At 71.3% G+C, this 23,056-nt stretch carries 25 protein-coding genes; 16 read left to right on the forward strand and 9 right to left on the reverse strand.

The window, feature by feature from the left end; all coding sequences use genetic code 11:
* Positions 1-40: 40 nt before the first annotated feature.
* Complete coding sequence (locus ABD999_RS09670; RefSeq protein ID WP_271275969.1) at positions 41-739, reverse strand: class I SAM-dependent methyltransferase; 699 nt, start codon at positions 737-739, stop codon at positions 41-43.
* A 56-nt stretch (positions 740-795) separates the two neighbouring features.
* Here ABD999_RS09670 and ABD999_RS09675 point away from each other — a divergent pair, with 56 nt between their 5' ends.
* The 7 genes from ABD999_RS09675 to ABD999_RS09705 all read left to right on the forward strand — a co-directional run bounded on the left by ABD999_RS09675 (position 796) and on the right by ABD999_RS09705 (position 7,519).
* On the forward strand, positions 796-1,605 hold the full coding sequence (locus tag ABD999_RS09675; RefSeq protein ID WP_148035595.1) for a sugar phosphate isomerase/epimerase family protein: 810 nt from the start codon (positions 796-798) through the stop codon (positions 1,603-1,605).
* Positions 1,602-2,378, forward strand: a complete 777-nt coding sequence (locus ABD999_RS09680; RefSeq protein WP_271275970.1) for a class I SAM-dependent methyltransferase — start codon at positions 1,602-1,604, stop codon at positions 2,376-2,378. Before ABD999_RS09675 ends, ABD999_RS09680 begins: the two co-directional genes overlap by 4 nt.
* On the forward strand, positions 2,375-2,959 hold the full coding sequence (locus ABD999_RS09685; protein WP_148035593.1) for a TetR/AcrR family transcriptional regulator: 585 nt from the start codon (positions 2,375-2,377) through the stop codon (positions 2,957-2,959). Before ABD999_RS09680 ends, ABD999_RS09685 begins: the two co-directional genes overlap by 4 nt.
* Before the next feature lie 138 nt (positions 2,960-3,097).
* Positions 3,098-5,206: a (Fe-S)-binding protein gene (locus ABD999_RS09690; RefSeq protein ID WP_271275971.1), complete on the forward strand. Its 2,109-nt coding sequence runs from the start codon at positions 3,098-3,100 to the stop codon at positions 5,204-5,206.
* Between the two features lie 161 nt (positions 5,207-5,367).
* Complete coding sequence (locus ABD999_RS09695; RefSeq protein ID WP_271275972.1) at positions 5,368-6,150, forward strand: hypothetical protein; 783 nt, start codon at positions 5,368-5,370, stop codon at positions 6,148-6,150.
* Positions 6,147-7,208, forward strand: a complete 1,062-nt coding sequence (locus ABD999_RS09700; protein WP_271275973.1) for a glycosyltransferase — start codon at positions 6,147-6,149, stop codon at positions 7,206-7,208. The genes ABD999_RS09695 and ABD999_RS09700 overlap by 4 nt, the downstream gene beginning before the upstream one ends.
* A gap of 29 nt (positions 7,209-7,237) precedes the next feature.
* Positions 7,238-7,519 carry a metal-sensitive transcriptional regulator gene (locus ABD999_RS09705; protein ID WP_049560737.1) on the forward strand — a complete coding sequence of 94 codons (282 nt, stop codon included), beginning with the start codon at positions 7,238-7,240 and terminating at the stop codon, positions 7,517-7,519.
* 475 nt (positions 7,520-7,994) lie between these two features.
* Here the strand turns inward: ABD999_RS09705 and ABD999_RS09710 are convergent, their stop codons facing one another.
* Complete coding sequence (locus tag ABD999_RS09710; protein WP_271275974.1) at positions 7,995-9,542, reverse strand: hypothetical protein; 1,548 nt, start codon at positions 9,540-9,542, stop codon at positions 7,995-7,997.
* Between the two features lie 62 nt (positions 9,543-9,604).
* Between ABD999_RS09710 and ABD999_RS09715 the strand changes: the two genes are divergently transcribed.
* Complete coding sequence (locus ABD999_RS09715) at positions 9,605-10,507, forward strand: DUF1349 domain-containing protein (protein ID WP_271275975.1); 903 nt, start codon at positions 9,605-9,607, stop codon at positions 10,505-10,507.
* Here the strand turns inward: ABD999_RS09715 and ABD999_RS09720 are convergent.
* Positions 10,479-11,000 carry a gamma carbonic anhydrase family protein gene (locus ABD999_RS09720; protein WP_187281519.1) on the reverse strand — a complete coding sequence of 174 codons (522 nt, stop codon included), beginning with the start codon at positions 10,998-11,000 and terminating at the stop codon, positions 10,479-10,481. The two genes, ABD999_RS09715 and ABD999_RS09720, sit on opposite strands and share 29 nt — an antisense overlap.
* Positions 11,001-11,153: 153 nt before the next feature.
* Here ABD999_RS09720 and ABD999_RS09725 point away from each other — a divergent pair, with 153 nt between their 5' ends.
* Positions 11,154-12,152, forward strand: a complete 999-nt coding sequence (locus ABD999_RS09725; protein WP_271275976.1) for a coiled-coil domain-containing protein — start codon at positions 11,154-11,156, stop codon at positions 12,150-12,152.
* Between the two features lie 137 nt (positions 12,153-12,289).
* On the opposite strand, the gene ABD999_RS09730 is transcribed toward ABD999_RS09725, so the two are convergent.
* The 3 genes from ABD999_RS09730 to ABD999_RS09740 form a co-directional block, all read right to left on the reverse strand.
* Positions 12,290-12,529 carry a hypothetical protein gene (locus ABD999_RS09730; protein WP_148035585.1) on the reverse strand — a complete coding sequence of 80 codons (240 nt, stop codon included), beginning with the start codon at positions 12,527-12,529 and terminating at the stop codon, positions 12,290-12,292.
* 123 nt (positions 12,530-12,652) lie between these two features.
* Positions 12,653-13,405, reverse strand: coding sequence for a GntR family transcriptional regulator (locus ABD999_RS09735; protein ID WP_271275977.1), 753 nt, complete (start codon positions 13,403-13,405; stop codon positions 12,653-12,655).
* A gap of 153 nt (positions 13,406-13,558) precedes the next feature.
* Positions 13,559-14,023 (reverse strand): VanZ family protein, encoded by a 465-nt coding sequence (locus ABD999_RS09740; RefSeq protein ID WP_271275978.1) that lies wholly within the window; start codon positions 14,021-14,023, stop codon positions 13,559-13,561.
* A 224-nt stretch (positions 14,024-14,247) separates the two neighbouring features.
* Between ABD999_RS09740 and ABD999_RS09745 the strand changes: the two genes are divergently transcribed.
* The 6 genes from ABD999_RS09745 to kynU are packed head-to-tail and all read left to right on the forward strand — an operon-like array spanning position 14,248 to position 19,286.
* Positions 14,248-15,045: a 2-keto-4-pentenoate hydratase gene (locus ABD999_RS09745; RefSeq protein ID WP_219542765.1), complete on the forward strand. Its 798-nt coding sequence runs from the start codon at positions 14,248-14,250 to the stop codon at positions 15,043-15,045.
* The gene (locus tag ABD999_RS09750) at positions 15,042-15,476 is read left to right on the forward strand and encodes a RidA family protein (protein WP_148035581.1); all 435 of its coding nucleotides are present in this window, start codon (positions 15,042-15,044) and stop codon (positions 15,474-15,476) included. The genes ABD999_RS09745 and ABD999_RS09750 overlap by 4 nt, the downstream gene beginning before the upstream one ends.
* Positions 15,473-15,988 carry a 3-hydroxyanthranilate 3,4-dioxygenase gene (locus ABD999_RS09755; protein WP_148035580.1) on the forward strand — a complete coding sequence of 172 codons (516 nt, stop codon included), beginning with the start codon at positions 15,473-15,475 and terminating at the stop codon, positions 15,986-15,988. The genes ABD999_RS09750 and ABD999_RS09755 overlap by 4 nt, the downstream gene beginning before the upstream one ends.
* The gene (locus ABD999_RS09760; protein ID WP_271275979.1) at positions 15,989-16,960 is read left to right on the forward strand and encodes an amidohydrolase family protein; all 972 of its coding nucleotides are present in this window, start codon (positions 15,989-15,991) and stop codon (positions 16,958-16,960) included.
* Between the two features lie 12 nt (positions 16,961-16,972).
* A complete protein-coding gene (locus ABD999_RS09765; protein ID WP_345482653.1) occupies positions 16,973-18,088 on the forward strand; it encodes an ABC transporter substrate-binding protein in 1,116 nt (371 codons plus the stop codon).
* Positions 18,045-19,286 carry a kynureninase gene (gene kynU, locus ABD999_RS09770; RefSeq protein ID WP_271275981.1) on the forward strand — a complete coding sequence of 414 codons (1,242 nt, stop codon included), beginning with the start codon at positions 18,045-18,047 and terminating at the stop codon, positions 19,284-19,286. The genes ABD999_RS09765 and kynU overlap by 44 nt, the downstream gene beginning before the upstream one ends.
* Here kynU and ABD999_RS09775 read toward each other — a convergent pair.
* On the reverse strand, positions 19,279-19,656 hold the full coding sequence (locus ABD999_RS09775) for an MmcQ/YjbR family DNA-binding protein (protein ID WP_271275982.1): 378 nt from the start codon (positions 19,654-19,656) through the stop codon (positions 19,279-19,281). The genes kynU and ABD999_RS09775 overlap by 8 nt on opposite strands.
* Complete coding sequence (locus ABD999_RS09780; protein WP_261808953.1) at positions 19,653-20,699, reverse strand: DUF2293 domain-containing protein; 1,047 nt, start codon at positions 20,697-20,699, stop codon at positions 19,653-19,655. The genes ABD999_RS09775 and ABD999_RS09780 overlap by 4 nt, the downstream gene beginning before the upstream one ends.
* A 94-nt stretch (positions 20,700-20,793) precedes the next feature.
* Here ABD999_RS09780 and ABD999_RS09785 point away from each other — a divergent pair, with 94 nt between their 5' ends.
* Positions 20,794-21,600, forward strand: coding sequence for an FKBP-type peptidyl-prolyl cis-trans isomerase (locus ABD999_RS09785; protein ID WP_271275983.1), 807 nt, complete (start codon positions 20,794-20,796; stop codon positions 21,598-21,600).
* Here the strand turns inward: ABD999_RS09785 and ABD999_RS09790 are convergent.
* The gene (locus ABD999_RS09790; protein ID WP_271275984.1) at positions 21,597-22,988 is read right to left on the reverse strand and encodes an N-acetylmuramoyl-L-alanine amidase; all 1,392 of its coding nucleotides are present in this window, start codon (positions 22,986-22,988) and stop codon (positions 21,597-21,599) included. The genes ABD999_RS09785 and ABD999_RS09790 overlap by 4 nt on opposite strands.
* Between the last annotated feature and the right edge of the window lie 68 nt (positions 22,989-23,056).

Raw genomic sequence — 23,056 nt, forward strand, 5'->3', positions numbered from 1 at the left:
GCTCAAGGTAAACGTTGACACCGGCGTCAAGGTCAAGCGCTCAGAAGTAGCGCCAGCGGAGCACGTTGGGATAGGCCAGCTCCAGGCCCGGCGTCTCGGCGATGGCCTGCTCGGCCACCTCGGGGGCGAACTCGATGCGCAGCACCGCCTCCAGATCGGCCCGCCGCTCGAAGACCATGCGCAGGTCGAGCCGCCGCCGCTGCCAGCCCTGGCGGTCCCAGAACGCCTCCACCTTCGGCGCGGAGTAGGCGGGGACCGTGCGCTGGAACCACCGGCCGAACGCGCCCCCGGTGGCGTCGAGGTCGAGGACGAAGGCCGCGCCGCCGCGCCGTACCACCCTCGACAGCTCGCGCAGGCCCGGCTCGCAGCCGGGCCCGAAGAAGTACGCCCAGCGCGCGATCGCGACGTCGACCGAGGCGTCCGGCAGCGGCAGGTCCTGGGCGGCGGCTTCGCGCACCTCGACGGACGGGAGCGCGGCGCACCGGCGGCGGGCCGCGGCGGCCAGGTCGCGGTGCGGCTCGATGCCGATCACCCGGGCCGCCTCGGCGGCGTAGCCCGGCAGGTGGTAGCCGGTGCCGCAGCCGATGTCGAGCACGGTCGCGCCCTGCCACGGCCGGAGTTTCCGCATCGCCGCGCCGGCGATGTCGTCGGGGTCGACCGCGCGGTTCTCCAGCTCGTACACCTGCGGTGTGTTCCAGATGTTGGGGCTCGGGATCGCGCCTCGGACCGTCCTGGGCATGCGACAACCGTACGGGGTGGCGCGCCGGCACGGGACATCCGGCTTAGGCTGGCAACGTGGCTGATGTCATCCGCGTGCCCAATGCGAAGATCGCATTGTCCACCGCTTCGGTATATCCGGAACGCACGCCTGATGCGTTCGAGCTGGCTGCCCGGCTGGGCTACGACGGTGTCGAGATCATGGTCGGCGCCGACCCGGTGAGCCAGGACATCGACGTGATCGAGCGGCTCTCCGACCATTACGAGGTGCCCGTCCTCGCCATCCACGCGCCCTGCCTGCTCGTCACCCAGCGGGTGTGGGGGCGCGACCCGTGGGCCAAGCTGGTCCGCGCGCAGAAGGCGGCCGAGCGGCTCGGCGCCTCGGCCGTCGTCGTGCACCCTCCGTTCCGCTGGCAGCGCGACTACGCCCGGGAGTTCGAGGTCGGGCTGGCCCGCATGCGCGACGAGACCGACGTGATCTTCGCGGTCGAGAACATGTTCCCCCTCAGGGCCCGCGGCAACGACGTGGTGCCCTACTCGCCCGACTGGAACCCGACCGACTACGACTTCCCGCACGTCACGCTCGACCTGTCGCACACCGCCGTGTCCGGCTCCGACGCCATGGACATGGCGACCAAGCTCGGCGACCGGCTGGCGCACCTCCACCTGGCCGACGGCATGGGGGTCACCAACAAGGACGAGCACCTGGTGCCGGGCAGGGGCAACCAGCCGTGCGCGCCCATGCTGGAGCGCCTGGCCCGCAACGGCTACGACGGCCTGGTCGTCCTGGAGATCAACACCCGCAAGGCGGCCAGCCGCTCCGAGCGCATCGACGACCTGGCCGAGGCGCTCGCCTTCGCCCGGCTCTACCTGGCGGCCTCGACATGACCCATGAGCGCCTGCGCACGGGGCCGAGCCGCGAACTCGGCCTGGCGTTCGAGCGGGTGGCCGACGCGTACGACGCCGGCCGGCCCGGCTATCCCGACGAGCTCTACCACGCGCTGGTGGAGGTGTCCGGCGTGCCGCTCGACGGCGCCACGGTGGTCGACGTGGGGGCCGGCACCGGGAAGCTCGCGCACGCCCTGCGCGCCCGCGGCGCCCGGGTCGTCGCGGTCGATCCGGGCGCGGAGATGCTCGCCAGGCTGCGGGCCAAGGGCACGGCGGGGGTGGCCGCGGTGCGGGCCGACGGCAACGCGCTGCCGCTGGCGGGCCGGTCCGCCGACCTGGTGACGTACGGCCAGTCCTGGCACTGGCTCGACCCGGTGGCCTCGATCGAGGAGGCCAGGCGGGTGCTGCGGCCGGGCGGGGCCGTCGCCGCCTGCTGGAACTTCGCGCACGCGGCCCAGGCCGAGTGGCTGGCCGCCCACGAGGAGCGGCTGGCCGGGGCGTGCCCCACCTACTGGGGGCCGGCCACGGAGGAGTGGTCGGTGCCGCCGATCGCGGCCGCGTTCGACGTGGTGGAGGAGCGCTGGATCCCGTGGACCCGCCTGGTCGGGATCGAGGACTTCCTGCTCGACCTGCGTTCTCACTCGTACATGGCGGCGATGCCGGAAGCCGAGGCCGACGCGCTGGTGGAGCTGCAGCGGGCGGAGCTGCGCCGTGAGTTCCCGGACGACGTGGTGTCGGTGCCGATGCGGGTCTACCTGGCGGTAGGCCGGTGAGCACCATCAAGAGGCGTCCGGGGCGGCGTCCCGGCTCGGCCGACACGCGCGGGGAGATCCTCGCGGCGGCCCGGAAGGTCTTCGCCGAGAAGGGCTTCGACAAGGCCACGGTGCGCGGCATCGCCAGGGAGGCGAAGGTCGACCCGGCGCTGGTCCACCACTACTTCGACACCAAGGAGGGCATGTTCGCGGCGGCGATGCGGCTGCCGATCACGCCTGACCTGGTCGTCTCGGTGCTGCTCGACGGCCCCCGTGAAGAGCTCGGGAGGCGGCTGGTTACCATGATGCTCACGGTGACCGGTGATCCCGAGACCCGTGAGCCGATGATCGCGCTGGTCCGCTCAGCCATGACCCACGAGCAGTCGCGCGTGCTGTTCCGCGAGTTCATCACCAACGCCCTGCTCTACAGGGTGGCCGACCACCTCGGGATCCCCCATCTCCGGATCGAGGCCGCCTTCTCGCAGATGTTCGGGGTGATCGTGGCCCGTCACGTGCTGCGGCTGGAGCCCATGGCGAGCGCCGAGCCCGAGGAACTGGTGGAGCTGCTGGCGCCGACGATTCAGCGCTATCTCACACTGTAGAGCATTGTTCTGGAGCTGATCCTCACCATAAGGTGAAACTCGGTTACCTCCAGGAAGTTACTCGCGGGTAGGATCCCGGCGGGGCCAGGTCAGCGGGGTGACCGTACGCTGACAAACAACGTCGTTGTGGGAGGACCCGTGCTCTGGGTAGCCATCATCGGGCTCGTGATGACCGTCGTGGCGGTGGCCGTCGCGGGCCGCAGGGCTCTGTTCCTGTTCAAGCTCGCCACGGTGGGCCCGCCGGCCCCCGAGCGCGTGCAGTACGCCAAGGACAACGCCGGCGCCGAGATCAAGACGCAGCTGGTGGAGGTGCTCGGCCAGAAGAAGCTGCTCAAATGGACGCCGTCCGGGGTGGCGCACTTCTTCGTCATGTGGGCGTTCTTCATCCTGCTGACCGTCTACATCGAGGCGTACGGCGCGATCATCCAGGGTGCGATCACCGGCCGGCCGAACTTCCACATCCCGTTGATCGGGCAGTGGCCGGTGCTCGGGTTCCTGCAGGATTTCATCGCGGTGGCGTGTCTGCTGGGCCTGGTCGCCTTCGCGGTCATCCGGTTGCGTGAGTCGCCGGCCAAGCTGGGCCGCGGGTCGCGGTTCTCCGGCTCGCACCTGGGCGGCGCGTGGCTGGTGCTGTTCATGATCTTCAACATCATCTGGACGCTGTTCCTGGCCAGGGGCGCGGCGGCGGCCAACGGCAACCTGCCGTACTCCTCCGGCGCGTTCGTGTCGATCCCGCTGGGTCAGGTGCTGCCGGCCAGCGGGCTGCTGGAGGAGATCGCGCTGCTCCTGCACATCGGCTTCATGCTGGTGTTCCTGATCATCGTGGTGAACTCCAAGCACCTGCACATCTTCACCGCGCCGCTGAACGTGCTGTTCTCGCGCCGCCCGGACGGCATGGGCGCGGTGCCGGAGATGCGCGTCGACGGCAAGCCGGTCGACTTCGAGGACGAGGACCTGGATCCGGAGCGGCTGGGCCGGGGCAAGATCGGTGACACCACGTGGAAGGGGTTCCTGGACTTCTACTCCTGCACCGAGTGCGGGCGTTGCCAGTCGCAGTGCCCGGCGTGGAACACCGACAAGCCGCTGTCGCCGAAGATGCTCATCATCGACCAGCGTGACCACGCCTTCGCGGTCGCCCCGTACCTGATGGCCGCCGCCAACGGGGGCAACGGGCACGAGGACACCGACGTGCTGGCGCTGCTGAACAAGCCGCTGGTCGGCGAGGAGGGTGTGATCCACCCGGACGTGCTGTGGTCGTGCACCAACTGCGGCGCGTGTGTGGAGCAGTGCCCGGTGGACATCGAGCACATCGACCACATCATCGACATGCGTCGTTACCAGGTGATGGTGGAGTCGTCGTTCCCGTCGGAGGCGGGGGTGATGGTGAAGAACCTGGAGAACAAGGGCAACCCGTGGGGCATGTCGGAGATGAAGCGGGCCGACTGGATCGCCGAGCTCGATTTCGAGGTCGAGCTGGTCGAGGAGAAGATGCCTGAGGACACGGAGTACCTGTTCTGGGTGGGCTGCGCCGGCGCGCTGGAGGACCGGGCGAAGAAGACCACCAAGGCGGTGGCGGAGCTGCTGCACATCGCCGGGGTGAAGTTCGCGGTGCTCGGCCCGATGGAGGCGTGCACCGGTGACCCGGCCCGCCGGCTGGGCATGGAGTACCTGTTCAACATGCTGGCCCAGCAGAACATCGAGACGCTGAACGAGGCCGGGGTCAAGAAGATCGTGGCCACGTGCCCGCACTGCTTCAACACGCTGGCCAACGAGTATCCGCAGCTGGGCGGCATGTTCGAGGTCGTGCACCACACCCAGTTGCTGGCCAAGCTGGTCGATGAGGGCAAGCTGACCCCGATCACGCCGATCGAGGAGAAGATCACCTACCACGACCCGTGTTTCCTGGGCCGGCACAACAAGGTCTACTCCCAGCCCCGCGACATCATGTCCAAGGTGCCCGGGGTGCGGACGCAGGAGATGCACCGGCACAAGGACCGCGGTTTCTGCTGCGGCGCGGGTGGGGCGCGGATGTGGATGGAGGAGCGGATCGGCAAGCGCATCAACACCGAGCGGGTGGACGAGGCGCTGACCACGGATCCGGACACGGTTTCCACCGCGTGCCCGTTCTGCATGGTGATGCTGGGGGACGCGATCAATGAGAAGAAGAACAGCGGCGAGGCCAAGGAGTCGCTGGAGGTCGTGGACGTGGCGCAGCTCCTGATCAAATCGGTGAAGACCCCCGTCTGACCCGGAAAGTGAAACTCCTCCACAGGTTTCTGTGGAGGAGTTTCGCCGGTCAAAGGGGGTGATCGCCGGAAATCCGGCATCCACATAACGGGTAAATCACGGTAACCTCAACGTCGCATGGCTCTATTCGACGGGGAGGGGGGCTCGTGATGAGCGTTGTCGTGACAGACTCCGAAGTCACCCTTGCCGACGTCCTCTCCCTCCGGCTCGCCATGGAGGAGCCGCTGAAGAGCGGCACCGAGCTGGTGCTGCGCCACCGCACCAGCGGCGTGGAGCGAGAGGTGACGCTCGGCACGCCGGGCGCCGTCGCGCGCGAGGCCACCGTCGCCGTGTCGCTGGCCCCGCTGCTGCTCACCGCCGGGCGCTGGGACGCCTACCTGCGCCATCAGGGCAAACGCAACAGGCTGCGCAGCATCGACCCCGGCTTCTCGCTCGACCATCTCGACGCGTACGCGCTGTGCAAGCGCACGCTCGCCTACCGCTCCTACCGCACCCGCAACGGCTATCTGGCGCTGAAGATCGACGACGCCGCGCCCGTGGCGGAGGTGCGCGCGGTCTGGTTCAGGGAGGGTCGGTTCGAGGTGACCGGCCTGCTCGCCTACACCGGCCTGGAGGACGACGACTCCCGCCACGAGGCCATGCTGGCGCTGCAGCGCAGGCAGACGGGCGCGCGCGTGTCGGCCAACGCCACCGTCCAGGGTGTGCGCTTCCACGCCGCGGTCTCGCTGGTCGACGTGCTCGCCGCCGACCCCGAGGCCTCGGGTACGTGGGAGCCGTCGCTGGAGGTGGACGGGGTCGGCGAGCCGTTGCGGCTGGGCGGCTGGCTCGACGACGTCGACGGCAAGCGGCGCCGCCTGCACTACCCGTCGGCCCGCATCGACGGCGTGCCCATCAAGCCCTCCTACACCGCCGACGACGAGCTGCGCATCGAGGTGGGCGGGTGAAGGTCACCTTCCTGCTCTCCTCCGCGTACGCGATGCGGGGAGACGTGCGCTCGGCGCTCAACCTCGCGGGCGCGCTGGCCCAGCGGCACGAGGTCGAGGTGATCAGCCTCAGGAGGCAGAAGGAGAAGCCGTTCTTCCCGGTCGCCGCGGGCGTGACCATGCGCTCGGTGATCGACGTGAGGCCAGGCGTCCGGCGTCTGTTCCCGCAGGGGCAGGTGCGCACGGAGGTGGCCCTGTGGCGGATGCTGCGCTCACTCAGAAGTGACGTTCTCGTCACCGCCAGGCCAGGGCTCAGCGTCCAGGCCGCGCGGCACGCCCCGCGCGAGATCCTGCGCATCGCCCGTGAGTGGGGCAGGCCGGCGGTGCCCGGCCCGGTCAAGAAGCTCTACCCGCGCCTGGACGCCGTCGTCGCGGCCACCGAGCCGGCCCGCGAGGAGTGGGCCAGGCTGCTCGACTCCGGGCCGCACGTGCACGCCATCCCCGACGCGCTGCCCGGCTCGCCGTGGCCGCGCTCGCGGATGGACAACCGCATCGTGGCGGCGGGCGGCCGCTGGGTGGCCGCCAAGTCGTACGACAGGCTGATCCGCGCCTTCGCCGTCGTCTCCGCCGAGCGCCCCGACTGGCGGCTCAGGCTGTACGGGAGCGGCCCCGAGGAGCGGCGGCTGCGCGCGCTGGTCGACGAGCTGGGCCTGCACAACCACGTCTACTTCATGGGCACCACCCCCGATCTGACCGGCGAGTTCGCCAAGGCGTCGATCGTGGCCAACACCTCCCACACCGCCGACCTCGGCATGACCGTGCTGGAGGCGATGGGGTGCGGGGTGCCCGTGGTGGCGTTCGAGGGCACCCACGGGCCCGCCGAGTTCGTGGCCACCGGCTACAACGGCGTGCTGGTGCCCGAGGCCGACGAGCGGGCGTTCGCCGGGGCGATGCTGGCGCTCATCGGCGACGAGCGCAGGCGGCGCTCGCTGGCCGCCGGGGCGCTCGACACGGCCATCCGCCACGCCGCCGACGAGGTGGGCGAGCAGTGGGAGAAGCTGTTCGCGGGGCTCCGCTGAGTGATACCCGGAGCGGGTACCTTAGATGTATGCATGGGTATAGCGGAGACAAGCAGGCCTATCTGACGCGGCTCAGGCGCATCGAAGGGCAGATCAGGGGTTTGCAGCGCATGGTCGACGACGACGCCTACTGCATCGACGTCCTCACCCAGGTCTCCGCCGCGACGCGGGCGTTGCAGGCGGTGGCGCTGGGGCTGCTGGAGGAGCACATCTCCCACTGCGTCGCCGACGCCATCGCCACCGGTGGCCCGGAGGCCGACGCGAAGGTCAAGGAGGCCTCGGCCGCGATCGCGCGACTCGTCCGTTCGTAGGAGGGCCGCCCCCGGGAGGACTAGTCATCGTGAGCCACCCCGTACATGACATGTCCCGGACCCCTGGGGGAGTCCGGGACCAAGTCATGTGATCGTCTTCAGCGACTCGCCGAAGTCCGCAATCCGAGCGCGTCGTCGAGCTCGTCCAAGGTCAGCCGCCGCTCGCTGACAGCGACGGCGGTGAGCACCTCGGCGTAGAGCGCAATCTCGTCCAACGCGACACGGTCATGGACCCGAGTGTCCAAGTTTTCGTGCCCCACCGCGTCGTCCTTCCTTCCGCAGCCCACACCCTCTCCGAGGTTACGGCGCGGGCCCTTCCGGCGACATGGCCCATCGGAGTCATTCCTTTCGTCGCCGATGAGGCCCCAAGGGGATCATTTCCCCGGGGTAGAGATCACAATTCAGCTAATAACGCGTGATCTTAAGTGTTAGAACGATATAGGCGGAGTTAGGGTGAAATAGCGGCATTAGTGGTTTACGTGTGACTCATGGGGTCGTCGCGCTCCAGGACCAGGCGGCGCACCAGCGCGGCCGACCCCGCGAACCCCCGCTCCGGCACCCGCGCCCCGGACACCCGATGCCAGGCCAGCCCCACCGCGTACGCGGCTCCCAGCACCGCGGCCGTACTGGCACGGTCGGGTGGCATCATGCCGGTGCCGGCCTCGTCGCGCACGTGCGTGAACCCGCCCCGCAGGTCGGGCGGACCGGCCCCCGGCAGCCGGAGCCGCCGCGTGCCGGTGTCGTCCGGAGTCGTTTCCGAAATGTGACCTGTACTCAACTTATTGGGCCCCGGAATGCCCCCCGTTCCCGTAACGGGGCCGCCCGGGACGGGGAGCGGGCCGGAGCCGGTGAGCGGGCCGGTAAACGACTCGTTATCGGGGTTCCGGTATTGACCGGAAAAGCCTCCGGCGGGCCGCACGGGAAAACCCTCCGGCTCGGTCCGCTCGCCCGCCGACGTGCTCGTCAGGCCCGCCCGCAGCAGCTCCTCGTACGCGTGTCGGAGCCGGTGGTCGAGCCGGGGCGGCAGCAGCCCCTTGGAGTCGGACAGGTCCGCCAGATAGGCGGCGGCGGCCCGCGGCGGGTCGGTCGTGAAGGCCAGCGCCTCGACGAGGTCGTAGACCGTGTGGGACAGGTGGGCCTCCGGGTCGGTCTCCGCCATCACCGCCCGGGCCAGCCGCGGCGGGCAGCGGCGCAGCCAGGCCCGGCGCAGCTCCAGGTCCCCGCGCGCGGCCGCGTCGTCGTCCAGGCCCGGCTTCCGCAGCTCGGGCTCCACCATCGTGAGCAGCGCCAGCGCGCGCGGCCTGAACCGGGTGTCGGACAGCAGGATGTGAGCCGTGTCGGCGATCAGTGCGGCCAGGCGCAGTGCGGTGCGCGGGTGGCCGGCCCGCAGCCGCTCGCCCACCAGCGCGACCAGGCCCGCCAGCGGCGGCGCCGGCAGCCAGCGCACCCACTCGTCGCCCGGCAGCGACCGGCGCAGGAACTGGCCGAACATCGTGATCAGCCGCTCGTTGCCGTCGAAGGCCGGCGCGTACGCGCACCACATGATCGTGCCCCAGATGGCCGCCACCGTGCTGGGCACGTCGGAGGCGAAGACGTCGTCGAAGGCGGCGAGCGGGTAGTCGAGCTCGCTCCTGCGGCAGTTGGCCCGCAGCAGGTCGTTGACGCGCTCGCACAGCTTCGGCGGCACGTCGGGGCCGACGAAGGCCTGCGTGGAGCCCGGCTCGGCGGCGAAGTCGGGGCCGCCGGGGATGATCTCCGGGGGCAGCGCGGCCGGGGAGTGGCCCACCTGCCGGGCGCGGATGCGCCGGGGCGGCGGCGCGGGGTGCCAGCGGCCGTCGGCCGGGTCGTGCAGGTGCCAGCGCGCGTGCGCGCCGAACAGCCACCGGTCGCCGTCGCGGGTCACGAGTGTCCTGGCGGCGATCGCGTGCGCGCGGGTGTCGCCGGGCAGCCCCTGCCAGCGCGGGTCGTCGACCATCGCGCGGATCTCCGCCTCCGCGGCGGTGAACGCATTCCAGGGGCGCACGGCGGCCATCGTAGTAGTCCGTCCGTAACCGAAGGTTGGCAGTACACGGCAGAATGTCCGCTATGAGGGCGAGACTGGCGGGCATGATGGCGGTCGTGGGTGTGGTGAGCGGGTGCGGGACGATCACGGCGGCCCAGCCGCCGCTGGAGGGGCCCGGTGTGCTCACGCTGGAGAAGGCCCAGCCCCCCACGCCGGGCGGCGAGGTTGGCGGCGCCTCCACCGAGTTCGCGTCCGCCAAGGACCTGTCGATGTGGCTCAAGCTCAGCGAGAAGGAGAAGGACGTCGACCGGCTCGCCAAGATGGACGTCGGCAAGACGGCCAAGGGCGCCATGTACCTGGAGCCCAAGACCTCCGCCTGGTTCGACGGCTTCCGCGGCCCGTTCGTCTACCAGGACCTGGCCGGCGACATCGTCATGCACGCCAGGGTGAAGGTCGAGGGCAAGAGCGGCGGCAAGCCCAGGCGCAAGTTCTCGCTCGGCGGCCTGATGGCCCGGGTGCCGGACTCGTACGACAACGCCAACTGGGTGTCGATCACCACCGGCACGACCGACAGGACCGGCCGGCTGGAGTCGAAGTACACCAGGGACGGCAGCTCCAAGCCCAAGGAGACAGCCGTCAAGAGCGGCTGGACGGAGTTAGTGCTGGCCCGGGTGGGCAGGGTGTGCGCCGCGCTCTACAAGGAGGAGGGCGGCGAGTGGAAGGTGGCCGACCGCTGGCCGACCGAGTTCCCCGAGGTGCTGCAGTGGGGCCTGGTCGCGTACACCGACTGGGACAGCTACTACGCGCTCAAGAAGGACCACGTCAAGGGCAACGCCAAGCAGGTGAAGGGGCAGCCCGACCTGAAGATGACCGTCGACTACGTGCGGTTCCTCCGGCCGGAGCTGCCCGATTACGCCGACCCGCTGAACACCGCGTCGGTCTCGGACGAGGTGCTGATCAAAGTGGTGACGCCCGCCGATGCCTGAGCGCCGCCGCCATGTAGGTGTCGGGCGTGCGGGCGAAGGACGCCCGGTCGTCGTCGGTCAGCTCGCGTACGATCTTCCCCGGCACCCCCGCCACCAGCACGCCGGCCGGGATCTTCTTGCCGGGCCCGATCAGCGCGCCCGCCGCGACGAGCGTGCCGGCTCCCACGTGGGCCCCTCCCAGCACGATCGCGCCGATGCCGATCAGCGCGCCGGACTCGACGTGGGCGCCGTGGACCATGGCCTTGTGCCCCAGGCTCACCCGGGGCTCCAGGATGGCCGGCTCGCCGGGGTCGGCGTGCAGGCAGCACAGGTCCTGGACGTTGCACTCCTCACCGATCTCGATGCGCTCACTGTCCGCCCTGAGAACGGAGCCGTACCAGATGCTCGACGCCCGGCCGATCGAGACCCTGCCGACCACGACGGCGCCAGGGGCGACGTACGCGTCCGGGTGGATCTCCGGGGCCGCCCCGTCGTCCAATGCAGCGATGTACATCTGACCCATCGTAATTCCCGCCGTTTCCTGCCCGGCTCTGGCATTCCGGTTGCGGGTATGGGCAGTTGGCAGGAAAGTCGATTACTGACGTCTCGTCGTCACACCCTCACAATCCGCAGTTATCCCCCGCCTCACGCGAATTAGGTAATCCCCATGACACAACGGCACGACAGCATCCCCGACCTCATGCAGGACGACACCTTCGAAGTGGCCATGCGCGGCTACAACCGCCGCCAGGTGCACGACTACATGGCCAGGACCGGCAACCAGATCAGGGACCTGGAGGAGCGGCTGGCGCGGGCGATCGACCAGGCCGAGCAGAGCCGGGTCGAGCTCGCGGAGGCCAGGCGGCAGATCGCCGAGGTGCCCCAGAACTTCAACCCGAGCACCCGGCTGGAGCAGATTCTCAAGCTCGGCCACGAAGAGGCCACCGCCATGCGGGAGGAGGCCGAGGCCGAGAGCAGCGCCCTGCGCGAGTCCGCGAAGACCGAGTCCGACCGGCTGCTGACCTCGGCCCGTGAGACCGCCGACAAGATGCTCACCTCCGCGCAGGCGGAGGCGGAGCGGCGGGTCGCCGAGGCCACCGAGGCGGCCGAGCGCATGCTGGCGCAGGCCGGGGCCGACGCCGAGGAGGCCCGCTCGTCGGCGCGCGCCGAGGCGGAGACCCGGGTGCGCGAGGCGCGGGCCGAGGCCGAGCGCACGGTCACCGCGGCCCGGGAGGAGTCCGAGCGGATGGTCGCGTCCGCGACGGCCGAGGCGGAGCAGACCATGGCAGGGGCGCGGGCCGAGGCGGAGCGGACGGTGGAGGCCGCCCGCGCGGAGGCCGAGGCGTCACTGGCGGCGGCGCAGCAGCGGGTGGCCTCGCTCGACGAGCACGCCGGCCGCCGCGTGGAGTACCTGAGCAACACCCACAACGAGGTGGTCCGCAGGCTGAACGAGGTCAACTCGGTGCTCAGCGACCTGATGCGCAAGGAGGCGGGGGCGGGCCCGCTGGTGCCGGAGGCGATCGCGCCGCCGGCCGCGCAGCAGGAGCTCCCGAGCGGCCAGGAGCAGGACGACGTGCGGGTCATCGTCGAGGACGAGGAGCCGCGTGAGGAGCGGTCGGTGGACGACACGGACGTCAACCTGGGACGTCTGGAGCTGCGCAAGTAGCGGGTGGAAGCCTCCGCCCCCGATCGGGTCGGAGGCTTCCACGCGTGCCCCCTCTTGGTGGCCCGGTGCCGGGGCCGCCGAGACGCAGGACCCGGCACCGGGCGGATCGTGGTGGCGGCGGGTGAGGCGCCCGCCGCTCACGGAGGTGCCGGGCCGGCGCGTCGCTCGGGCTCGCCGGCTCGTCTCTCCTGGTCCCGGAGCTGCTCGCGCAGGTCTTCCGGGTCGTCCGCGTCGATGGTCATCGCACAGCCGGCGTCGCGCTGTTCGGCGCTGATCGGGTGGTGGCGCGTGGCCCACCAGCGGCCGGCATCGCTTCGCCAGATGGTCCACTGCGGGTACTCCCGGGCGATTTCGGCGAGATGCCGATCAAAGGTCATCCACACCGCCCTTCCAAGAGCCCCTGGCCGAGGTTCCATCCGCTTCGAGCGTGCGCCACTTCTCTAGAGAACGCAATGATCGTGGGGGACAGGTCAACCTATCGCTTGACATCCGCCCTTGATTCAGGCGTCGAAGTCGTACTGGAGTACGTATGCCGCGGCGTCCAGGACCATTTCGTTGACCTCCACGGGCATTCCGGCGGTGGCGTAGGCGGTGCGGTCGACGACGATGACGGGGGTGCCGGCCGGCAGGCCGAGCAGGGCGCTCTCGCGAGGGCTGGGCATGCGGGCGCGGACCTCCTCGGTGAAGTGGGCCGGGGGGAGTTCGAGGTCGCGCAGCCTGGCGTAGACGCCTCCTGGCCCGGTGTCGGCCTCGGTGATCGGGCTGCCCTCCACGAGCCGCGCGGGGAAGTAGGAGGTGGCCAGCTGCACGGGCCTGGCGTCGACCAGGTAGCGGCGCCTGCGGACCCAGACGTCGGGGCCGCCGAGCACGTTCGCCACCTCGTCGGGGGCCTGTTCGCGGGCCACCTCGACCTGGTCGACGGTGAAGGGGCGGCCGCGGGTGTCGGCGTCCCAGATCGATCGTCCCTGCCCCCATTGTTCGCGTGCCAGGCGGCGGGAGCCGTGCCTGCGTATGGGTTTGAACAGTCGCACGTAGACCCCCGAGCCTCGCTTCGGCACCGCCAGACCTTCGTTGATCAGAACCGCGAGCGCCTGCCTGGCCGTGGCCCGGGCGATCGCGTACTCGGTCATGAGCGTGTTCTCGCCTGGTAGCCGGTCCCCGTCGCGCAGGTCGCCGGAGTGGATCCGGTCGCGGAGTGCGTCGGCGATCTGGCGGTAGATAGGAGGTTCTTGGGGTACCGGGGATTCAGACACAGTTAGATCACCCTCTGTCACCAACCGGGTTTGGCGTCTCCAGAGAACTTGCCCCGTCTTGTCCACGATCGCACAGATACGGAGGTTGGTCGCGAGTCTCTTTTTGAGCGGTGTGTGCCTGTGTGGTGACATCGGCCGGTTTTTGTGCAGCCGTTATCCCCGAACTGGTTCGCCCGTTACGGCTTTCGCCCACCAGCGGCGAGTAATCAGCGCCGCCGCCACCGCACCGGCCGTGTTGATCAGCACGTCGTCCACGGACGAGAACCGGCCGAGCCGCAGGACGTACTGCAGGGTCTCCACGAGCAGCGAGGCGGCCCCCGCGACGGCCGCCACGCGGGCCGGCGAGGCCATCCTGGCGGTGCGCACCGGGAGCAGCGCGCCGAGCGCGGCGAACACCAGCAGGTTGCCTCCGACCTGCACGAACGCCGTCACCCACGGCGATCGGACCACCGCGGCGAGGTCGGCGAACGGGATCAGGTTGACGCCCTCCTGGCCGGTTCCCGGGGTGAGGATCATCCAGATCCAGGGCGCCGTGCCGGCCGCGATCCCGACGTCGGCCAGCGCGGTGCGCAGGGGCGCGGGGTGCCCGCGGCGGGCCCGGCGGCGCGACAGCAGCACGACGGCCAGAGCAGCGAGGGGAAGGGCAAAAGTACCAGCAATAATGACGTTTCCCCATAATTCCCACGTGCGCGCCACCGGACCATGATGTCCGCAGGCGACGGCTACGGGAAGATGACCCTCAGGACAGGTCCCGGCCGGGGAAGCGTGAGCGGCATGGCGCGCGTCGGCGCGGCGAGAGACGATGCTTAGAGACACGATCACGATCAAGCGGGAGTGACCCGATGCACGATGAATGGTCGCAGGCGGTCGACGGGCGAAGCCACGCGGCCGACCGGTTGGCGGAGGCCGCGCGGTCGGGTAAATCGTGCGAGCCGGTGCGCGACCTGGTCGGCACCGCGCAGGAGGCGTACGCCGTCCAGGAGATCAACACCCGGCGGGCCCTGGACGAGGGGCGACGGCTGGTCGGCCGCAAGATCGGCATGACGAACGTGCCGTTGCGGGAGAAGCTCGGCATCGACCAACCGGACTACGGCATGCTTTTTGCGGATATGTCGTATTCCGATGGGCTGCCTATCCCCATCACGCGCTTCCTGCAGCCCAAGGTCGAGGCGGAGATCGCCTTCGTGATGGGCGCCGACCTGGTGGGCGGGCCGTTCACGGTGGCCGAGGTGATCAGGGCGGTCGACTTCGTGCTGCCGGCCATCGAGATCGCCGACTCGCGCATCGCCGACTGGGACATCACGCTGCCCGACACCATCGCCGACAACGCCTCCGCCGGCGCCTTCGTGCTCGGCAACACGCCCACCTCGCTCATGGGCTCCGACCTGCGGTCGGCCGGGATGCGGATGACCCGCGCGGACGCGGAGGTCTCCACCGGCTCGGGCGAGGCCTGCATGGGCCACCCGCTCAACGCCGCCGTGTGGCTCGCCGGCGCGCTGGGCCGCACCGCCTTCCCGCTCCGCGCCGGTGACGTGGTGCTGACCGGGGCGCTCGGGCCGGTGGTCCCGGCCGAGCCGGGCGACGTGTTCGAGGCCCACGTCGACGGGCTGGGCTCCGTCCGGGCGGTGTTCTCCCCGTGACACGCGATCGCGGCCGGGCGCTGCGGGTCGAGGGCAAGGCGACGCCGCGCGGCCGGTTCCCGCACGTGCGCCGGGCCGGCGACTTCCTGTACGTCTCGGGCACCAGCTCCAGAAGGCCGGACAACACCTTCGTCGGCGCCGAGGCCGACGAGCTGGGCGTCACCGACCTCGACATCCGCGCCCAGACCAGAGCCGTCATCGAGAACGTCGGCGACATACTCAAAGCCGCGGGCGGCTCGCTGGCCGACCTCGTCCAGATCACCGCCTACCTGGTGAACATGAACGACTACAAGGGCTACAACGAGGTCTACGCCGAGTTCTTCGACGAGGAGGGCCCGACCCGCACCACCGTGGCCGTCCACCAGCTCCCGCACCCGCACCTGCTGATCGAGATGCAGGCCGTCGCCTATCACCCCCTGGAGAGATCATGATCCCTCCGATCGACTTCACGAAGTGGATCGACGAGCACGCCCACCTGCTCAAGCCCCCGGTCGGCAACAAGGTGGTCTTCGAGGGCGCCGAGGACTTCATCGTCATGGTGGTCGGCGGGCCCAACTCCCGCACCGACTACCACGTCGACCCGTACGAGGAGCTCTTCTACCAGGTCCGCGGCAACATGCACGTCAACGTGATCACCGACAGGGGGCCGGAGACCGTGCACATCAGGGAGGGGCAGATGTGGCTGCTGCCCCCGTCCATGCCGCACTCCCCGCAGCGGCCCGAGGAGGGGTCGGTCGGGCTGGTGGTGGAGAGGATCCGGCCGGAGGGCACGCTGGAGAGGTTCCAGTGGTACTGCGAGCAGTGCGGCTCGCTGGTCCACGAGGTCGAGCTGCAGGTACGCGACATCGTCGCCGACCTGCCGCCGGTGTTCAACGCGTTCTACGCCGACGAGAAGGCGCGCACCTGCGCGGGCTGCGGCGCGCTCCATCCGGGCAAGGGCTGAATGATCACTGACGTCCACACCCACTACGTGCCCAGGGGCTGGCCCCACCTGGGCTGGCCGGGGGCGCCCAGCCTGCGGGTGGAGTCCGAGCGGGAGGCGGTCATCCTCGTCGGCGGCGCGGAGTTCCGCCGGATCCGTCACGAGTGCTGGGACCCCCGGGTGCGGCTGGAGTCGATGGACGCCGACGGGGTGGACCGGCAGGTGGTCTCGCCGACGCCGGTGTTCTTCGGTTACGACCGGTCGCCCGCCGAGGGCGTGCGGATCGCCAGGGTCTTCAACGACCTGGCGCTGGAGATCTGCGACGGCGACCGGCTGATCCCGTTCTGCCAGGTGCCGCTGCAGGATCCCGACCTGGCCTGCGAAGAGCTGGACCGGTGTCTCGCCAACGGGCACCGGGGGGTCGAGATCGGCAACCACGCCGGCGACCGCGACCTGGACGACGACGGGATCGTACGGTTCCTGGCCCACTGCGCCGACCGGGGCGTCCCGGTGTTCGTGCACCCGTGGGACATGCCGTCGGGGCCCCGGCTCGACCGGTGGATGGCGCGGTGGCTGGTGGGCATGCCTGCCGAGACCCACCTGTCGATCCTGGCGATGATCCTCGGCGGCGTGTTCGACCGCGTCCCCGACACCCTGCGCATCTGCTTCGCCCACGGCGGCGGGTCGTTCGCCTTCTGGCTCGGCCGGTTGGAGAACGCCTGGCACCGCAGGAAGGACGTGGTCGGCGTCTCGGAAAGGCCGCCGTCCGCCTATCTCGGCCGGTTCGGCGTCGATTCGGTCGTCTTCGACGAGCGGGCGCTGCGCCTGCTGGTCGACACCTTCGGCGAGGACCACGTCATGCTCGGCTCCGACTACCCGTACCCGCTGGGCGAGTCGCCCGCGGGCGAGCTGGTCAGGACCGCCGGGTTCCTCACCGACGGGGCGCGGGCCAAGCTGATGCGCCGCAACGCCGAGGTGTTCCTGGGCTGCTGAGGGGAGCTCACCATGCGGTTACCGCCCGTCGTCGGGCTGGTGGTGCTGATGGCGGCAGGCTGCGGCGGCGGCGCCGCGCCGCAGCCGCCGCGGCACGAGGACGGCGAGGTCCGGGTGGGGGCGATCATCTCCCAGACCGGCGTCTACGCCCCGCTCGGGGACGAGATGGAACGCGCCATGCGCCTCTACCTGGAGGAGCACGGCGGCGAGCTGGGCGGCAGGCCCGCCAGGCTGGTCGTCGCCGACGACGGCGGCACCGCCGAGCAGGGCAGGCGGGCCGCCAGGGAGCTCATCGAGCGCGACCGGGTGGACGTGATCACCGGCCTGCTGGCCTCGCCGGTGGCCGAGGCCGTGGTGGCCGAGGCCGGGCGGACTCCCGTCGTGGTGGCCAACGCGGGGGCCGACGACCTGGGCGGGCCCGGCGTGTTCCGGGTGTCGTTCACCAACCACGCCCACGGGCACGCCGCGGGCCGCTACGCCGCCCAGGCCCACGGCCGCCGCCCCGCCGTGCTGATGGCCTCCGACTACTCGGCCGGCGTCGAGACCCTGGACGGCTTCGAGGAGGGGTACGGAGCCGGCAAGCTGGAACGCGTTCTCACCCCGTACGGCAGAACGCCGGACCTGGCGCCCTACCTGGCGCGGATCCCGGCGGAGGCGGAGCTGCTGTACGCGTTCTACGCGGGGGGCGAGGCGGTCGCCTTCGCCAAGGCGTTCAGGCAGCTCGGCTACGACACCAGGATCGACCTGCTGACCTGCCAGAACCTCACGGACGAGGACGTGCTGGCGGCCGTCGGGGCGGACGCGGAGGGCATCGTCAGCGTCGGGCTGTACGCGCCGGGGCTGGAGAACCCGGAGAACACCGCGTTCGTGGCGAAGTGGCAGACGCGAACCGGCCGGAACCCCTCGGTGGTGGCGGTGCAGAGCTGGGACGCCATGTCGCTGGTCGACCGGGCCGCGGCCCGGGGCGGTGACCTGACGGCCGAGCTGGGCGGGGTCGGCGAGTTACCCAGCCCGCGCGGGCCGCTGCGGCTGGACCCGGCAACACACGACCCGGTGCAGAACTGGTACGCCCGGCAGTACCAAAATGGTACAAATCGGGTTATCGCTACCGTTCCCCCGAAGGAGTGACCAGTTGCTGGATCGCGACCGCTGCCTCGCCCTGGACGCCGAGGACCCGCTGCGGGAGTTCAGGGAAGAGTTCGTGCTCCCCGAAGGCGTCATCTACCTCGTGGGCAACTCGCTCGGCGCGCTGCCGCGCCACGCCCCCGAACGGCTCCGCGCGGCGGTGGAGGACGAGTGGGGCGGTCAGCTCGTCGGCGGCTGGAACAGCGCGGGCTGGTACGACCAGCCGCTGACCCTGGGCGACCGGATCGCGCCCCTCATCGGGGTCGGGCCCGGCCAGGTCGTGGTGGGCAACACCACCTCGATCGCGATCCACCAGGCGGTCTCGGCGGCGGCGCGGCTGCGCCCCGGCAGGAAGGTCATCGTCTCGGACGCGCGCAACTTCCCGACCGACCACTACATGGTCCAGGGACTGGCGGAGTCGCTCGGGTACGAGGTGCGCGACGTGTCCGAGGGCCGGTTCGACGACGTGGCGGCGGTGCTGCTGTCGGAGGTCGACTACCGCACCGGCGAGCGCCAGGACGTGCCCGAGGTGACCGCCCGCGTGCAGGCCGCGGGAGCGCTGATGATCTGGGACGTCTGCCACAGCGTCGGCGCCATGCCCGTGGACGTGTCGGCCGCCGACTTCGCGGTCGGGTGCACGTACAAGTACCTCAACGGCGGGCCGGGGTCGCCCGCCTTCCTGTACGTGAACCCACGCCACCAGGCCGATGCCGTGAACGTGCTGTCGGGCTGGTACGGCCACGCCGACCCGTTCGCGTTCGAGGCCGGCTACCGGCCGGCGCAGGGGATCAGGCGGTTCGCGGTGAGCACCCCGCACGTGCTGTCGTTCGCCGCCCTGGACGCCGCGCTGGACGTGTGGGAGCGGGTGCCGCTGCACCTGCTGCGCGCCAAGAGCGTGGCGCTCGGCGAGCTCTTCGCCGGGCTGGTCGGCGACGCGCTGGAACTGGCCTCGCCCGCCGACCCCGAGCGGCGCGGCAGCCACGTCGCCTTCCGTCACCCCGACGGCTATCCGGTGATGCGGGCGCTCATCGACCGGGGCGTGCACGGCGACTTCCGGGCGCCCGACATCCTGCGGTTCGGGCTGGCGCCGCTCTACCTCCGCTACGTGGACGTGTACGACGCGGCGCGGACCCTGCTTGAGGTGCTGGACAAGGAGCTGTGGCGGGACGAGAAGTACGCCAGGCGGCTCGCCGTCACGTGACCCGGCCGTCGAGCTCCTTGACCGCCCGCTTGGTCGCGACGGCACGGTAGCTCTCCTCGACCCAGTCGAGCAGCACCTCCGACGGCGGCAGCGGCGACTCCAGCGGCACGGTCACCCATCCGGCCTTGCCGAGCCCGTAGCCGCTGGGCGCCGCCCCCTCGACGGTGAGCGCGTGGCCGTGGGCCTCCGAGCTCAGCTTCACGCCGAACGTGGGGCGCCACTTGTCGGTGGGCTCCTCGACGCCGAGGAACAGGAAGATCTTCTTCCCGACCTTGACGACGGTGTCGCCCCACGGGTGGTCCTCCCACGCCTCGGGCAGGCCGAGCGCGAACGCGCGCAGCTCCTCCCGCACGTCGTGCCAGTCGCTCATCGCGGCCCCGCCCTGAACTCGGTCAGCTTGCGCTCGATGTCGTCCCTGATGCGCTCGCGGGCCTCCATCCGCGGCACGCCCGCCATCAGCATTCCGTCATACCCCGTGTCATGGTGACGGATGGACGCGACCACCGCCAGCGTGATCGCGTTCTCGTCCAGCGCCCTGGCCGCCGCCGTGCGGCCGACCCGGCCGCTGCCGCGCAGACCGGCGTGCTCGGCGATGGCGCGGGCCCGCTCCGGCGGGCAGCCGGGGAACAACCTGGCGATCTCGCCGGCCATCCGCCCCTGGAACACGACGTCCTGCTCGGCCCTGCGCTCCCGGTCGCGCTCGCGCCGCCGCGACCGCGCCTCCTCGTCGGCCAGGCACCGCTCCTCGGCCCTGGCCAGCGCCTCCTCCTCGACCAGCAGGCCCCTGCGCTGGTAGACCTTGCGCCGCCGGTCGAAGCGCACGACCACCGCCGCCAGCCCGCTCTCCTGCTTGGCCCGGCGGCTCAGCGCCGCGTTCCCCGACGGCAGGAACACCAGATGGTCCAGGTCGGCGCAGGTCAGGCAGTGGGGCCGGTCATCTTCCATGATCAGGTAGGGGCCGGTGTCGGCGCAGCCGGCGCACGTCCACGCCTCCAGCGGCTCGACCGCGACCAGGTCGGGCGGCTTGGCCTGGCGCTCGGCGAGCCGCCGCACCCGCGACTCGCTCAGGTCGGGAGACAGCCAGTGGACGGTGAACGGCTCCTGCTCGGGATGCCCGGTGAAGCGCAGCGGGCGGCGGTCGCGGCTGCCCGACACGTACGGCGCCGGCATCGGGCGCAGCCCTTTGGCCCGTGCCCAGTCGCGCAGCAGGGCGGCCGTGGTGAGCAGGCGCTCGCCGTCGACCGCGGCCAGCTCGGCGAGCGTGGCCGCGCGGCCCTGCCGCCAGACGTCGACGTGTCGCGTGTGGAGCCAGCGCAGCCCCGTCACCACGTCGATGAACGTCACGTACTGGTGGTCGGCCAGCGCGATCTCGGCGGCCTGGGCGACCCTGCGGGCCAGGTTCGGCTTGCTCACGCCCCTTAGTGTGCCGCGCCTTTGTCGGCCGGTGGGCATCCCTTGTGCCGATCGCGGCGAGTATCCGGGCAAGCCCATCTCCTGCGGAGGAACCTTGCGCCTGCTCTGGCCCGCCCTGCTCGTGCTCGCCACGTCCTGCGGCACCGCCCCGGCCGCTCCGCCGCTGCCCGAGGTGAAGGGCGCGTTCGGCGCCAGGCCGCAGGTGATCATCCCGGCCGGCAAGCCCGGCCGCACGACGCGGGTGGCGGAGCTGGAGCCGGGCGGGGGGCGGGAGACGGCGCCCGGCGACGTGGTGCTGGCCGACGTCGAGCTCCGCCTCTGGCGGGGCAACCAGACCCGGGCGAGCACGTACGGCACCCACCGGCCGATCGCGGTCGTCCTCGACGGGCGGCCGATCCCGCGCGTCTGGCGGGAGGCCGTCGTGGGCCGGCCGGCGGGCAGCCGGCTGCTGCTGGTCGGGCCCGCCGCGCAGGTGCTCGGCCCCGACCTGGACCTGGACGCGGGCGACCTGCCGCCGGGCGAGCCGCTGGTCGCGGTGGTCGACATCCTCGGCGGCTACCCGCCGGACGCCCGGCTGGTCGGCCGGCCGCTGCCCTCGCCGCCCGCCGGCCTCACGCCGGACGACCCGGCCCGCACGCTCATAGGGGGTTCGGGAGAGGCCGTGCGGGCCGGGTCGAAGGTGGTGGTGCAGTACGTGGCCGTCGACTGGCCGTCGAGGACCCTGGCGGACTCCTCGTACCGCACCGGCGGCCCCGCGGCCTTCACCCTGACCGGGGACGGCGCGCCGGCCGGCTGGGTGGAGGGGCTGCGCGGGCAGCGGGTGGGCGGCAGGGTCGCGTTCGGCTCGCCGCCCGAGGGGTTGCTCTACGTCGTCGACGTCGTGGACTGCGTCGACTGCTAGCCGCAGTGCTCGAACGGGCTGTCGTAGGTGGACGAGCCCGCCTTGCCGCCCCACTTGACGCACTTGCCGGCCGCCTGGGCGGTGACCGGGCCCGCGTAGTAGGAGAAGTTGCCCGAGTCGGTCTTCCTGGCGCTGCCCTGGACCTCCAGGTAGGCGCTGGTGGCGGTGGCCGTGCCGAGCGAGGTCCGCTTGATCGTGGTCACGCAGTTGCTGCCCGTGGTCGTGTTGTAGAGCAGGTAGACGGTGCCCGCCGTGCCCAGCGCGGCCGAGTCGATGACCTTGAACCCGCTGCCGCACACCTTCTCCGGCGTGTGCGGGTTGACGCTGCCGCCGGTCACGTAGCTCATGTACTTGGCCCAGTCCCAGTGCGGGCCGGGGTCGGTGTGGTCGTTGCCGGGCACCTCGACGTGGCCGACGATGTGCGTGCGGTCCTTCGGGATGCCGTACCTGTCGGCGATGTCGCGGGTCAGCGCGGCCGACGCCCGGTACATCTGGTCGGTGAACCACGAGGCGTTGTCGACGAACCCCTCGTGCTCGATGCCGACGGAGCGCCGGTTCCAGTCCTTCGCGTGGAAGGCGCGGTCCTTCTCCCGCACCATCTGGGTGATCTGCCCGTCGGACGAGCGCACCAGGTAGTGCGAGGACGACTTGGCCGCCGGGTTCTGGAACCACGAGATCGAGCCCGCGTAGGTGCCCTGCATGACATGGACCACGATCCGGTCGATGCGGTCGCTCGACGGGCGGCTGGAGACCGCGTAGTTGGCGCTGTTCGCGGCCACCCAGAGCGCGCCGGGGTAGTCCACGGCCGCGGCGAGGGCGCGCGGCTGCTCGGCGTACTCGCCCCGGTCGGGCTGGACGGGCCGGGGCCTCACCTGGACGCCCCGGGCGTCCACGCCGGCGGCGAGCGTCTCGTACACCGCGTCGGCGTAGATCCTGGCCGTGGCGTCGTTCGCGGCGTGGGCGTACGCGGCCACGGCCGGATACCAGCGGCCGAGGTCGTCCCGCTGGGCGGCGCCCAGCCCGAGCGCGTCGGCCTCGGCCCGGAGCACGGCCGCGCCGCCGAGCACGTTGGCCGCGTCGTCCGACTTGAGCGCGACGACCGGCTTGGAGGTCAGCTTCGCGGCCTGCTCCAGGGTCTTGGCGGTGGGGTTGCTGACCAGGTGCATGATGCCGTAGCCGCCGCTGGCGCTGGGCTCGCCCCGGTGACCGTCCAGCCGGGACTCCGCGTACGCGAGGGCCACGAGCAGGTCGCGCGGCACGTCGTAGGCGGCCGCCGCGCGGTCGAACGCCTGCGCCAGGGGGTTCTGGGCGGTCTCGGTGGAGGCGTGCGCGGCCGTCGTGCCGGACAGCGCCAGCAGCCCGGCCACGATGAGGATCTTGGACTTCACGTCACTTCCGCTTCGGAGAAGGGATGGGGAAGGGAACCGCCCCGCCGCGGGTGCGCGGCGGGGCGGAG

Origin of the sequence: Nonomuraea ferruginea (genome assembly GCF_039540635.1) — a bacterium.
Taxonomy (GTDB): Bacteria; Actinomycetota; Actinomycetes; order Streptosporangiales; family Streptosporangiaceae; genus Nonomuraea; species Nonomuraea ferruginea.

What these genes read in the sequence shown, in the direction of transcription:
- kynU (WP_271275981.1), top strand. Translation starts at nt 18,045, where the DNA reads ATGGTACAAATCGGGTTATCGCTACCGTTCCCCCGAAGGAGTGACCAG.
- ABD999_RS09755 (WP_148035580.1), top strand. Translation starts at nt 15,473, where the DNA reads ATGATCCCTCCGATCGACTTCACGAAGTGGATCGACGAGCACGCCCAC.
- ABD999_RS09765 (WP_345482653.1), top strand. Translation starts at nt 16,973, where the DNA reads ATGCGGTTACCGCCCGTCGTCGGGCTGGTGGTGCTGATGGCGGCAGGC.
- ABD999_RS09670 (WP_271275969.1), bottom strand. Translation starts at nt 739, where the DNA reads ATGCCCAGGACGGTCCGAGGCGCGATCCCGAGCCCCAACATCTGGAAC.
- ABD999_RS09775 (WP_271275982.1), bottom strand. Translation starts at nt 19,656, where the DNA reads ATGAGCGACTGGCACGACGTGCGGGAGGAGCTGCGCGCGTTCGCGCTC.
- ABD999_RS09715 (WP_271275975.1), top strand. Translation starts at nt 9,605, where the DNA reads ATGAGGGCGAGACTGGCGGGCATGATGGCGGTCGTGGGTGTGGTGAGC.
- ABD999_RS09720 (WP_187281519.1), bottom strand. Translation starts at nt 11,000, where the DNA reads ATGTACATCGCTGCATTGGACGACGGGGCGGCCCCGGAGATCCACCCG.
- ABD999_RS09760 (WP_271275979.1), top strand. Translation starts at nt 15,989, where the DNA reads ATGATCACTGACGTCCACACCCACTACGTGCCCAGGGGCTGGCCCCAC.
- ABD999_RS09705 (WP_049560737.1), top strand. Translation starts at nt 7,238, where the DNA reads ATGCATGGGTATAGCGGAGACAAGCAGGCCTATCTGACGCGGCTCAGG.
- ABD999_RS09725 (WP_271275976.1), top strand. Translation starts at nt 11,154, where the DNA reads ATGACACAACGGCACGACAGCATCCCCGACCTCATGCAGGACGACACC.
- ABD999_RS09745 (WP_219542765.1), top strand. Translation starts at nt 14,248, where the DNA reads ATGCACGATGAATGGTCGCAGGCGGTCGACGGGCGAAGCCACGCGGCC.
- ABD999_RS09680 (WP_271275970.1), top strand. Translation starts at nt 1,602, where the DNA reads ATGACCCATGAGCGCCTGCGCACGGGGCCGAGCCGCGAACTCGGCCTG.
- ABD999_RS09730 (WP_148035585.1), bottom strand. Translation starts at nt 12,529, where the DNA reads ATGACCTTTGATCGGCATCTCGCCGAAATCGCCCGGGAGTACCCGCAG.